Below are 12614 nucleotides of genomic sequence, written 5' to 3' on the forward strand. Positions count from 1 at the left end.
AAACAGCCAGGACAGCGAACGCCCAGCTCAGCAACTCACTACAAAAGAGCTACACCCAACGCCAATGACCGTTACATCGGCGATGGAAGAGGCATGGTCGACATGGCGCGATGGGGACCGATGCTGGCAGCGGCGGGCATCCGGGTGACCAACCAGCGGCTGTTAGTGCTCGACGTCCTGGCGGCCCATCGGCTGCCCGTCTCGGCGCAGCGCGTCCACACCGAACTGCAGGACCGCGGTGAGCACACCGGGCTCACCACCGTCTATCGCGCTCTCGCCTCGATGGCGGAGGCCGGGATCGTGCACGCCTTCACCCACATGGGCGAGGCCGTGTACCGGCTGTGCGGCCCCGCCAGGCACCACCATCTCGTCTGCCGCGTCTGCGGGATGGTGGCCGAACGGCAGGAGAATGACGTCGTGGACGGTTTCAGAGCCGAAGAGGTCTACGGCGTCTGCGCGACCTGCGAGGAGCGCTGAATCCGAGCCGCGCCTCGCTGACTCGGCGGTGCCCAGCCATGAAAGGCCATCCGGAAGCGACCCAATACCGCCAAAGACTGTCTATCTCTGCGATATCAACCGCTACTCTGCTGCCGCGTACCAGCACGAACTCGCGCCGAGCGGGGAGGACGATGACGCAGCCGAGCACGACGGATCTGCCAGGCCAGGAGAGCCACGCCCCGTCACATGCCACGAAGGACTCCGTCGGGATCCGGCTGCCGTGGGCGTTCATCGCTTTGGTGGCCCTGCTGGTGGTGGGCCGGTTCGTGCTGGCGCCGTACCTGAGGGCGCCGGCGTTGCAGACGTGGGCGACGGTGTTCGTGGCGGTGTGTGTGCAGGCGCTGCCGTTCCTGGTGTTCGGGGTGGCGCTGTCAGCGGCCATTACCACGTTCGTGCCCGCGTCGTTCTGGACCAGGGCGCTGCCCCGGCGTACCTATGCGGCGGTGCCCGTAGCCGGAGTGGCCGGGGCGGTGCTGCCCGGCTGCGAGTGCGCATCCGTGCCGGTGGCAGCGGGGCTGATGGCCCGGGGCGTGGCGCCGCCGGCGGCGCTGGCGTTCCTGCTGGCTTCACCGGCGATCAACCCGGTGGTCCTGGTGGCCACCGCGGTGGCCTTCCCCGACGAGCCGTCGATGGTGGTCGCGCGGTTCGCCGCCTCGCTGGCGGTGGCGGTGCTGGCCGGCTGGATCTGGGCGCGGTTCGGGCGTGGCGAGTGGTTGCCGGCGCCTCGCCGCGCGGCCGAGGCCGGACAGGGCAAGGTGAACGTCTTTCTGGACGCGATGTGCCATGACCTGCTGCACGCCGGCGGGTTTCTGGTGGTCGGCGCCCTGGCCGCGGCGACCCTGAACGTGCTGATCCCCCGGACGTTGCTGACCACGGTTGCCGGGGTACCGGTCGTGTCCGTGCTGGTCCTGGCGCTGCTGGCGGTGCTGCTGTCGATCTGCTCGGAGGCCGACGCGTTCGTGGCCGCCTCGCTCACGGCGTTCTCCCCGACGGCCAAGCTGGCGTTCCTGGTGGTCGGGCCCATGGTGGACCTGAAGCTCATCGCGCTCCAGGCGGGCACCTTCGGACGTGCCTTCACCTGGCGTTTCGTGCCGCTCACGCTGACCCTGGCGATCGGCGTCAGCTTCGTCGCGGGGTGGGCACTGCTGTGAGCCGCCAGACGCAAGGGGCGCTCCTGGTGATCCTCGGCGCGGTCCTGCTGAGCATCTCCGCGTTCTCCACGACGTACGTCAACTACGTCAGGCCCGGCTTCCGGCCGCTGCTCGTGGGAGCCGGTGCGGTGCTGGTGGTGCTGGGCCTGCTGTCGCTCGTCCAGGGGCTGCTCGGCCGGCCCGGTGTCCATGGTCACGTGCCTCGGGTGGCGTGGTTGCTGGCCGTGCCCGCGTTCGCCATCGTGATGGTCGCGCCTCCCCCGCTCGGCTCGTTCGCGGCCAGGCTTGACGACAGCGCGCCCGCGCCGTCCCGTACCGCGAGCTACGGGGAGCTTGGCCGCAGCGGGGTGACGGAGCTGACGCTGGGCGAGTTCATCGGGCGCGCCTACGCACCGTCGGGCTCCTCGCTCACGGGCAGGAAGGTCAGGCTGACCGGCTTCGTCGTACCGTCCAAGACCGGCTGGTACGTCACCAGAATGCGGATCAGCTGCTGCGCCGCCGACGCGATGGCCCTGGAGGTCGCCGTGAACGGCGCGCCACCTCCCAAGGAGGGCACCTGGGTGCAGGTCACCGGCACGTGGATCCCCTGGAAGGCGGGCGCTCCCGACGACTACAGGGTGCCGGCCTTGACCGCCACCGAAGTCACCGCCGTTGCACAACCAGCGGAACCCTACGAGTAAGTCCTCATGAAGAGCCAGAACCTGCTCCCCCTCCTGCTCGGCGGAGCGCTGTTGAAGATCTCCGCCTTCTCCACGGACTTCACCAACTACGTCAAGCCCGGCGCCCGGCCCCTGCTGATCGCGGCGGGCGCGGTGCTGGTCATCCTGGCCGTGGCCACCCTCATCGAGGAGCGCCGTAAGAGCACGCTCACCGCGCGCCAGGCCCTTCTCGCGCACGCGAACTGGGTCAAGGGACAGCAGGCCGAGCTGGCCGCGAACCCGTACTACTACGGCGCCGCCCCCGCCTACGAGAAGATCGTGGTCAGGGTGATCCCGGACGCCAACGCGCGGGTCGCCATGTCCCTGGTGGGCGCAACAACGACTACATCACACCATGTCAGTTGACACCCCATTCGGGAGCAGGCTCTGGGAATGGTGCTAAGTTAACTTGAAAATCGTTATCGTTCCTAGGTGGTCGGAATGCGTTCCCCTCTACGCCGTCCTTCGCTGGTCCTCTTGACCGGTCTGGCTTCTCTGGTCCTGGCAGCCTGCGGATCTTCATCCGCCCCCTCGGCTCCAACCGCTATCAGCGGCGCCGCCGCTCCGGCATCGGCCGCGCCGGTCACGGTGGTGGCTTCGACCAACGTGTACGGCGACATCGCCCAGCAGATCGGCGGCGACAAGGTCGAGGTGATCTCGATCATCAGCAACCCCGAGCAGGACCCGCACTCCTACGAGGCCAACACACAAAACCAGCTCGCCCTGTCCAAGGCCAAGGTCGTCATCGAGAACGGCGGCGGCTACGACAACTTCATCGACGCCATGCTCAAAGCCGCGAACAACCCCTCGGCCCAGCTCCTCAACGCCGTCACCATCTCCGGCAGGACCGCCCCGGCCGGCGGCGAACTGAACGAGCACATGTGGTACGACTTCCCCTCGATGGCCAAACTGGCCGACCAGATCTCCACCGCGCTGGCCAAGGCCGACACCGCGAACGCGGCCACCTTCACCACCAACGCCGAAGCGTTCAAGCAGAAGCTCACGACCCTCCGGGATCGGGAGGCGAGCACCGCCGAGACCGCCAAGGGCACGGCCGTGGCGATCACCGAACCGGTTCCGGTTTACCTGCTGGAGGCCTGCGGTCTGGTCAACGCCACGCCCAAGGAGTTCGCCGAGGCGATCGAGGAGGGCGACGACGTCTCCCCCAAGGTCCTGGCCGAGACGCTCGCCCTGTTCAGCGGCAAGAAGGTCCAGGCGCTGGTCTACAACGAGCAGACGGCGGGGCCGCAGACTGAGAACGTCCAGCAGGCCGCCGCCGCCAACGGCATCCCGGTCGTACCGGTCACCGAGACCCTGCCCGCCGGCAAGGACTACATCGGCTGGATGACCGGCAACCTCGACGCCCTCGACACGGCCCTGGGCCGGTGACCGAGCACACCGCCGTGTCGCACGTCGAACCGGGGCACGAGGTCTCCGGCAGAACAGTGCTCAGCCTCCGGGGCGCGACACTGGCATACGGCCGTCGCGTCCTGTGGCGGGACCTCGATCTCGATCTGCGGGCCGGGGAGTTCGTCGCCGTGCTCGGCCCGAACGGGTCCGGCAAGACCAGCATGCTGCGCGTTCTGCTCGGACAGCAGCCGCTGTCGGCGGGCACCTTGCTGATCGACGGCCGGCCACCGCGCAGGGGAAGCGATCTGATCGGCTACATTCCCCAGCACCGGTCAGCGGCCGCACACACCCCGCTGCGGGCCCGCGACCTCGTCCGGCTGGGCATCGACGGGCACCGCTGGGGCCTGCCTCTCGGCGGCAGGCGCATCCGGCGGCACGTGGAGGAGTTGCTGACCGCCGTGGGCGCCGCGCCGTACGCCGACCTGCCGCTCGGGCTGCTGTCGGGCGGCGAACAGCAACGTGTGCGCGTCGCCCAGGCCCTGGCCACCGACCCGATCCTGCTGCTGTGCGACGAACCGCTGCTGTCACTGGACCTCAACCACCAACGAGCAGTCGCCGCCCTGGTGGACCGGCGGCGACGGGAACACGGCACCGCGGTGGTGTTCGTCACCCACGAGATCAACCCGATCCTGCAGTACGTCGACCGGGTGCTCTACCTGGCCGCAGGAAGCTTCCGGATCGGGCCACCCGACCAGGTCATGACCTCGGCCGTCCTGTCGGAGCTGTACGACAGCCCGGTCGAGGTGATCCGGGCACACGGCAGATTCGTGGTGGTCGGCGCGCCCGGCGCCGACCACCACGGCGGTGAGACAACATGATCGTCCACCTGGTCGCCGACGACCCGGGCATCTGGAGCCAGATCTTCAACTACGACAACTACGGCGAACTGCTGGCACTGGTCACCAACTCGCTCATCGCCGGAGCGGTGCTCGGCGTGGTGGGCGGTCTCATCAGTGTCGTGGTGATGATGCGCGACCTGGCCTTCGCCGTGCACGGCATCGCCGAGCTGTCGTTCGCCGGCGCCTCGGCTGCCTTGCTGGCCGGGGTCAGCGTCGCCGCCGGATCGCTGGCCGGGTCGATCCTCGCGGCCCTGGTCATCGGCGCCCTCGGTATCCGAGCGGCCGATCGCAACTCGGCCATCGGCGTGCTGATGCCCTTCGGCCTGGGGCTGGGCGTGCTGTTCCTGGCGCTGTACAAGGGCCGCGCAGCCAACAAGTTCGGCCTGCTCACCGGCCAGATCGTCGCCGTGGACACGCCGCAGATGACCTGGCTGATCGGCACCAGCGCCGTCGCGCTGGTCGCGCTCGCCGTCGTATGGCGTCCCCTCATCTTCGCCAGCACCGACCCCGACGTCGCCGCCGCACGCGGCATTCCGGTACGCGCACTCTCACCGATCTTCACCGTCATCCTGGCACTGGCCGTCTCCGTCGCCATCCAGGTCGTCGGGGCGCTGCTGGTCCTCGCGCTGGTCGTCACCCCGGCCGCGGCCGCCATGCGCGTCACCGCCTCACCCCGTCTGGTGCCGCTGCTCAGCGTCGCCTTCGCCGTCACTTCCATGGTCGGCGGCATCCTGCTGGCCCTGGGCAGCAGCATCCCGATCAGCCCCTACGTCACCACCATCTCCTTCACCCTCTACCTGGCCTGCCGCGCCATCGGCGCCCTGCGCACACGCGCCGGCTGGAGCGACAGACCGGCCGCGGCTGCGACGGCGTGAAGAGACCTGGTCGAGCGGCGCGACGCGATGGGCGCCGCGTTTGCCGACAACGAGACGCCTCCACCCGACGAAGCCGCCCGAGGCCAGCTCCTGCGCTGCCTGGCCAGCGACGCCATGCGCGGAGCACTCGAACAGCACTTCGGCATGCGGCTCGCCTTCCAGAACTGCCACCGCGTCGCCGTATTCGACCCGACCGCCACCGAAGCCATTCGCGATTTCGTCACGCCAAGAGCACAGATACTCAACCAGAAACCGAACTCGTCGACTGCTGATGCGGAAGAACAGCACTTCAGCAGCCAGCCGGAGCGGGGCCGTAGATTGATCGCGCCGATCCGGCGGCTGACGTACTTGTACAACGCGCTTCAGGGTCGCCGCACTGCTATCGCCCACTGGATGGGCACTGGTATGTGCCATCGGAGGAGACTCAGCGTTTCCGCGCCGAAGTCGTGCAGAGTGTCGGCGCAATCGCCATAGGGAAGGCCAAGATCCGGCCGTGGAGGCAACGGAGGATCTTCCTGACGCGGGCGCGTGAAGTTCTTCCGCCACGTCTCCGGACCTTGGTGCATCTGGGACACCATCCCTTAGCCGCCTTACAAGCCAGGCGGCACGACGGGCAGGGCACCAGCAGCTCGGCAAGGTCGCCGTCCGTCGTACACGATCTCCGCCGGGCCGTTGCTCTTCCGGTTCCGAAAAGGCGCGTCCATGGCGATCTCGAGCCTGGACCCGGCCAGCGAAGGCCGCAACGCTGAATCAGCCGCTTGGAAGCCGCACTGGATGCCTTCGTCAAGAAGCTCAGCGGCCCTTGCGGACACAGAAGGACGCCCGCTCCATCGAGACTGGCGCCTTTACAGACCTTGTGTTCCTTTTGTTACCTAAGTGCTATCTGATACGTCTGTGGCAGGGTCACTCTTTGATCAGCTCTATCCCCCGCGCCATCCGAGGTGATCAGTGAAGAGGCGTCTGCTCCTCGCAGTGCTCGCGTCCGTGAGCATTGTGATTCCGCTGACAGCAATCCCATCCACAGCGAATGCAGAGCCCACCCGGCCCACTCGCTTCGAGCATCTGGACGGTGCATACGGTTACGCCGGTTTCAAACCAGCCGCGCTTGATCCTGCCCGCCAGCTCAAGGTCCTCATCCAGGTCACCGGCACGCCTGTCGGGGATGCCGCAGCCGATGCCGCTGAGGCCGACAAGACCGTCGACAAGCCGACCTTACGTTCCGCGCTCCACCGGCAACAGCAGAGCGTCGAGGACAAGGTACGGGCGGAAGGTGGACAGGTCCTCACCGCCTATACCGACAGCTTCAACGGAATCGCCGCCGCGATCCCGCGCAGCAGTCTGCCGGCGATCCAGCAGACCCCCGGAGTCGTCTCCGTGCACCCGGTGCGCACGTTCCGCCCGGACAACACCGCCGGCGTCCCTTACATCGGGGCCCCGCAGACCTGGCAGGACCTGCACAAGACCGGCACAGGCGTCAAGGTAGCGGTCATCGACACCGGGATCGACTACACGCACGCCAACTTCGGCGGGGCGGGTGATCCGGCCGACTTCGAGGGCAACGACGGCACCGTGATCGAGCCGGGTACCTTCCCGACCGCCAAGGTGGCCGGTGGTTACGACCTCGTGGGCGACGACTACGACGCCAATGTGCCCACCTCGATGCCCAAGCCCGACCCCGACCCGCTTGACTGCAACGGCCACGGCTCCCACGTGGCAGGCACCTCGGCCGGCTCCGGGGTGAGCGCGGACGGCAAGACCTACACCGGCCCGTACGATTCCACCACGCACGCCAAGACCTTCAAGGTCGGACCGGGTGTGGCGCCGAATGCCTCACTGCTGGCCTACCGCGTCTTCGGCTGTGGCGGTTCGGCCAGCGAGGACGTCATCGTCTCAGCCATGGAGCGGGCTCTAAAAGACGGCGCCGACATCGTCAACATGTCGCTCGGCTCACCGTTCGGCCGCATCGATGAGCCCTCGGCACAGGCCGTGCGAACGCTGACCCGCGCGGGCGTGACCGTGGTCACCTCAGCCGGCAACTCGGGACAGAACGCCTACCTGGTCGGGGCGCCCGCCATCGCCCCCACGGCCATCTCGGTGGCCGCCCTCGACGCCGCGCGTGCCCAGCTGCCCGCGGTGAAGATCGCAGCAGACGGCACCGAGATCATCGCGCAGAACTCCAACGAGGCGCCCCTGCCCTCAGGGAGCATGCCGATCGCGGTGCTCCGCACGAGCTATCCGTCCGGCCCGGTATCGCTGGGCTGCGACCCCGCCGACTACACGGCCTACCCGGGCGGCGTGACCGGCAAGCTCGTGATCACGCTGCGCGGCACCTGCGCCCGAGTCAAGCGGGCCATCCTCGGCCAGAAAGCCGGCGCCGCCGCGGTCGCTATGATCAACACCGACGCCGCCTACCCGTCTCTGGAAGGGCAGATCACCGCCGACCCGGACACCGGCGAGGAGTACACGGTCACCATTCCGTTCCTCGGCATCAAGGGCACCGACAGCGCCGCGGCCGCGTCGCTGGACGGCAAGAGCACCACACTGGCGGCGCTGGCCATCCCCAACCCCAGCTACGCCCAGCTCGCCTCGTTCTCCTCCGGCGGTCCGGCCAGCAACAGCAGCTCTCTGAAGCCGGACGTGACCGCGCCCGGCGTCGCCGTCGTCTCGACCGGGGTGGGCACCGGCTCCGGCGGCGCGACGATTTCCGGCACCTCGATGGCCTCGCCGATGGTCGCCGGTGTGGCCGCGCTCGTGAAGGAGGCTCACCCGCGCTGGCGTCCAGGCCAGATCAAGTCTGCGATCGTCAGCACCGCCGATGCCACGTCCAAGATCACGGGCTACACCGCCCGAGTCGCCGGCTCCGGCGTCGTGGCCGCGCGGCAGGCGGCCGGCGCCACCGTGATCGGTGAGACGAGGGACGGAAGCAGCCTGTCGTTCGGTCTGAAGTCGCTGGCCGGCGCCTACAAGCAGAGCGAGAGCTTCACCATTCGCAACACCGGCAGAACCCCGGTCACCTATGACCTGGCCGCCGCCTTCACCGGCGACTCCTACGGCGCCAAGATCTCGGTCTCTCCCAAGACCGTGACCGTGGGCCGGGAAAGCAGCCGCACCGTCCAAGTCACGCTGTCGCTCACCGCTCAGGCCGTGGCCGCACTGCCCGCCGCCGAGACCTCCAACTTCGGTACGGTCACCCACATCCAGGGCGCGATCACCGCCACGCCGAGGACGGCCGCCGAGGGCGTCAACCGGCTGCGGGCCGCGTTCCTGCTTGTCCCCGACGCCGAGTCCCAGGTGCGCTCGTCCAAGCCGGGCACGTACACGCCCGGCGACGGCGGGCTCGTGACCTCCGTCAGTGTTCGCAACGACGGGGTCCACTCCGGCGCCGCGGACATCTACGCCTGGGGCATCACCGACGCCGACGACGTCAAGGGCGCCGAGGACTCGATGGACATCCGCACCGTCGGTGTCCAGGCACTCCCCGGCTCGGTGCTCGGCGGCGCCGACACCGACCGGGCGCTGGTCTTCGCGGTCAACACCTCCGGCCGCTGGTCCAACGCCTCGGCCAACGAGTTCGACATCTCGATCGACTCCACCAATGACGGAACACCCGATTACCTCCTGGTCGGCGCGGACTACGGTCTGGTCACCATGGGCGATTTCGATGGACGATTCGCCACGTTCGTCTTCAAGGCGGACGGGTCTCTGGTGGACGCATGGGTGGCCACGGCTCCCATGAACGGCGGCACGCTGTTGATGCCGGTGCTCGCCTCCGAGGTGGGCCTGACCGAGGGCGCCGCACGCTTCACCTACACGGCAGCCGGTTTCTCGCTGATTCCTGACGGTCTCGTGGACGAGACCGAGTCGGCGGCGTTCGACGCCTTCGCCCCGGCGATCTCCACGGGGGCGTACGTGCCGCTCGCGCCGCGCGCCTCCTCCTCCATCCCGCTCACCGTCGACCAGGCGAAGCTCGCGGCCACGCCGGCGAAGGGCTGGCTCGTCGTCAGCCTGGACGACGGTAGCGGCAACCACGAGGCCGACCAGATCAACCTCGGCAAACTGCCCGCCGTAAAGCCGTAACCCGAGGTGGGCGCCCGCTTCCGGATCAACCGGGGCGGGCGTCCACCGCTCCGCAACCTCAAGCGCAATCACAGGTCAGATCCGACGAGTGCCAGATGCAGTCGCAGGCCGACGATGGGGACAGTTGTCAGACCTGTACCAAGAAGCGATGTCGATCGTGAAGTGTGACGGATCACCGACGAGATTCTGGCAAGTCATCGGGGTTCCTTGCCGATGTATAGGTGTTTACACTCCGGTCGGATCGCGGGCCAGACCTACACCCGGACCGGCGTCACCTCCAACGGCTACACCGTCGCGGGCGGCACCACCGGCTCCGCCGACATCGAGTTCCGCAGACGCACCACAGTCTGGTGTGCGCCACTGCGTCGTCCTGCGCGCCGATCGCGCCTGCAGCCATCCGCAATGATTCTCGACTTCTTCAATGTATCCGTGGCATTCCCATATGGAAATGATTATCGTTATATTAGCGATTTCCGATGAAGGGATGCACACGAATGTTCGATGTCGTCGTGGTGGGCGGAGGGCCCGCAGGGCTGAACGCGGCGCTGGTGTCGGGACGGCAGCGGCGGCGCGTGCTGCTGCTGGACAGTGGCGCGCCGCGCAACGCGCCTGCGCAGGAGACCCACATGTTGCTGTCCCGCGACGGTCTCTCGCCCACAGCGCTCAGGGAGGCTGGACAGGAGGATCTGCGGGCCTATCCCACGGTCGAGACCCGCGTCGCCGAGGTCGCCGACGCGTCGGCCATCGCCTCGGGCTTCGAGCTGACCCTGGCGGACGGAGGCCGGGAACGGGCGCGCAAGCTCGTTCTCGCCACCGGTCAGACCGACGTCCTCGCCGACGTCCCCGGCCTGGCCGAGCGGTTCGGGCGCAGCGTGTTCCACTGCCCCTTCTGCCACGGTTACGAGGCCAAGGAGCAGCCGATCGCTGTCCTGGGCTCGGACTTTCCGAGTGTCATGCTCGCCCTGTACGTCGCCGACCGCTTCAGCGACGACGTCGTGCTGTGCGGCAACGGCGAGGCGCCGCCGGAGGAGCACCGCGAGCGCCTGGAGAAGGCCGGAGTGGCGGTGCGCGAGGAACGGGTCACGGAGGTGCGCGGCGAGTTCGGTGCTCTCGAGCTGCGCCTCGAAGGCGGGCAGCCGCTCGCCCGCGGGGCGGTGTTCCATCGGACGCGCATCAGGCAGCACTCCGACCTGGCCGAACAGCTGGGTTGTGAGCTGCTGCCGGACGGGTGCGTGCGGGTCAACGAGTTCCAGCAAACCTCCGTACGCGGGGTGTACGCCGCGGGCGACATGGCCCGGCTGGAGGCGCTGCCGGACGCGATGACGTTCGTGGTCATGGGGGCGGCGGACGGCGCCAGGGCCGCGATCTGGGCGGACCAGGAGTTGTTCCGCGAGGACGCCGGGCTGACCGCGCCGGGCGCTAACTGAAGACACGGCCCGGCGGCGCGTGGCCGCCGGGCCGCGCTGTCAGCGCTTCTCGCGGATGGCCGCGGCCAGCCCGGCGACGGTGGGCGCGGCGAGGAAGGCCCGGGGCGTGACCTGTGGGAGCCCTGAGCGGGCCAGGCGGGTGAGCATCCGGATGGCGATGAGCGAGTCCCCGCCGAGCGCGAAGAACTCCGACGCCCGGTCGAGTCCATGCTGTTCCGGCAGGTCGAGGAGCGCGCGCCAGCAGTCGGCCACCGCCTGTTCCACCTCGTCGCGCGGCGGGCCTCCGTCTTGCCCGGCGGTCATGCGGGGCCGGGCGCCGAGCCGGAGGTCACCGTCCAGTTCCAGTGCTGCGGGCAGGTCGCAGGTGCTCGCCCAGCCTTCGGGGGTCTCCAGGGTTCGCAGGAGCGTGGTGAACATGGTGAACAGCCGTTCCACGTCCGCGGCGTGGAAGAGCTCCTCCACCAGCGAGAGCACGATCACCAGCTGGTCCCTGGCCTCGTAGAGGCGGCCCTCCATGGCCACCTGCGGGGTGCGCAGCTCCTGCCGGTGGTCGGCCAGGTCGATACGGCCCAGCGGCCCGGCCTCCTCCGGGACCGAGCTGCCCATGGCCGCGTCCACCCCCAGCGTGCTCTGGAAGACGACGGGCGCGACCGGCCGGGTCGTGCCCCATCGGCGGGCGAGCTCCCTGGACACCTCCACGCCTGTGACGAGGTTGTGCGCGAGCGCCTCGCCGGTGAGCGTCTGGAGCTCGTGGGCGAGATCGGCGAAGGTACGGTGCTCCGGCAGCTCGACCGGCAGCAGCACGGTGGAGGAGAACGCGCCCACCATGCGGTGCACGTCCGGGTGCAGCGGCAGCCGGTTGAGCTGGAGGCTGTTGAGCAGGAAGCGCCGGTGCCCCGCGGTACGCGCGATCGCGACTGTGTAGGCGGCCAGCGCCGCGGCGGACGGCGTCACCTCGTGCGCGCGGCACAGCTCCTGGACGCGGGTCCAGCGGTCAGGGGCCAGGCGGGCTTCGAGGCTGCGCATCACGTCCGCCCGCACGGCGTCCGGCTCGGCCGCGAGCGGCAGTGCGGGTGGCTGGGGGAAGGCGTCGAGCTGCTGCCACCACCAGTCGCGGTCGGCCTGCCACTGCGGGGTCTCCGGTAGCTGTTGGACGGCGGTGACGTAGTCGCCGAAGTCGATGTCCAGCGGCGCCAGCACGGCGTTCCAGTCGTCGGCGAACGCGAAGAGGTCGCGGTAGAAGAGGCCGGACGACCAGCCGTCCACCAGGAGCAGGCTCATGGCGGAGTGCAGCCTGCCGTGCCCGTCCGGCAGGAGGCTGAGGCGCAGGTCGATGCCCGGTCCCGTGGCCGGGTCGGGGCCGTGCGCGCATGTCGGCGCGGAGCCCGGCCAGCCGCCCGGCGGCCTCCTCGGGGTCGAGTGCGCGCCAGTCGTGGACGGTCAGCGACGGGATCGCGCCGGGCGCGTCCAGGTCGAGGATGCGCTGGCTGCCGTCGGGCAGGATCCGCGCCCGCAGCGCGGGCTGATGCGCCGCGAGCCGGTGCAGGGCGTCGCGCAGCGCCTCGGCGGCCTCGTCGCCGTCCACGCCGGTCAGGCCGAGGTCCGCGTAGTGGTGCGCGGACTCGTACGACAGCTCCCA

Annotated in this window: 10 protein-coding genes and 1 pseudogene; 10 read left to right on the top strand and 1 reads right to left on the bottom strand. The window is 69.2% G+C overall.

The genetic code is table 11. The features are described from left to right. Window positions 1–93 precede the first annotated feature (93 nt). The 10 genes and pseudogenes from ACFPZ3_RS57150 to ACFPZ3_RS57195 all read left to right on the top strand — a co-directional run bounded on the left by ACFPZ3_RS57150 (window position 94) and on the right by ACFPZ3_RS57195 (window position 10975). Window positions 94–477: a Fur family transcriptional regulator gene (locus tag ACFPZ3_RS57150; RefSeq protein ID WP_379522867.1), complete on the top strand. Its 384-nt coding sequence runs from the start codon at window positions 94–96 to the stop codon at window positions 475–477. 152 nt (window positions 478–629) lie between these two features. Then, on the top strand, window positions 630–1649 hold the full coding sequence (locus ACFPZ3_RS57155) for a permease (RefSeq protein ID WP_379522868.1): 1020 nt from the start codon (window positions 630–632) through the stop codon (window positions 1647–1649). Then, window positions 1646–2329 (top strand): TIGR03943 family putative permease subunit, encoded by a 684-nt coding sequence (locus tag ACFPZ3_RS57160; RefSeq protein WP_379522869.1) that lies wholly within the window; start codon window positions 1646–1648, stop codon window positions 2327–2329. Before ACFPZ3_RS57155 ends, ACFPZ3_RS57160 begins: the two co-directional genes overlap by 4 nt. A 6-nt stretch (window positions 2330–2335) precedes the next feature. Beyond that, complete coding sequence (locus tag ACFPZ3_RS57165) at window positions 2336–2713, top strand: ABC transporter substrate-binding protein (protein WP_379522870.1); 378 nt, start codon at window positions 2336–2338, stop codon at window positions 2711–2713. 225 nt (window positions 2714–2938) lie between these two features. Next, the gene (locus ACFPZ3_RS57170; RefSeq protein WP_379522871.1) at window positions 2939–3736 is read left to right on the top strand and encodes a metal ABC transporter solute-binding protein, Zn/Mn family; all 798 of its coding nucleotides are present in this window, start codon (window positions 2939–2941) and stop codon (window positions 3734–3736) included. Continuing rightward, window positions 3733–4575 (top strand): metal ABC transporter ATP-binding protein, encoded by an 843-nt coding sequence (locus ACFPZ3_RS57175; RefSeq protein WP_379522872.1) that lies wholly within the window; start codon window positions 3733–3735, stop codon window positions 4573–4575. Before ACFPZ3_RS57170 ends, ACFPZ3_RS57175 begins: the two co-directional genes overlap by 4 nt. Continuing rightward, entirely contained in the window at window positions 4572–5471 is a 900-nt protein-coding gene (locus ACFPZ3_RS57180; protein ID WP_379522873.1) for a metal ABC transporter permease, read from the top strand. The genes ACFPZ3_RS57175 and ACFPZ3_RS57180 overlap by 4 nt, the downstream gene beginning before the upstream one ends. 21 nt (window positions 5472–5492) lie before the next feature. Next, window positions 5493–5743 (top strand): annotated as a pseudogene (locus tag ACFPZ3_RS57185) (SCO5389 family protein); the annotation flags it as partial. 712 nt (window positions 5744–6455) lie between these two features. Continuing rightward, window positions 6456–9548, top strand: a complete 3093-nt coding sequence (locus ACFPZ3_RS57190; protein WP_379522874.1) for a S8 family serine peptidase — start codon at window positions 6456–6458, stop codon at window positions 9546–9548. A gap of 494 nt (window positions 9549–10042) precedes the next feature. Further along, on the top strand, window positions 10043–10975 hold the full coding sequence (locus ACFPZ3_RS57195) for an NAD(P)/FAD-dependent oxidoreductase (protein ID WP_379522875.1): 933 nt from the start codon (window positions 10043–10045) through the stop codon (window positions 10973–10975). 39 nt (window positions 10976–11014) lie between these two features. On the opposite strand, the gene ACFPZ3_RS57200 is transcribed toward ACFPZ3_RS57195, so the two are convergent. Continuing rightward, window positions 11015–12256: a condensation domain-containing protein gene (locus ACFPZ3_RS57200; protein ID WP_379522876.1), complete on the bottom strand. Its 1242-nt coding sequence runs from the start codon at window positions 12254–12256 to the stop codon at window positions 11015–11017. Window positions 12257–12614 lie beyond the last annotated feature (358 nt).

The sequence above is a fragment of the Nonomuraea insulae genome (genome assembly GCF_042656245.1).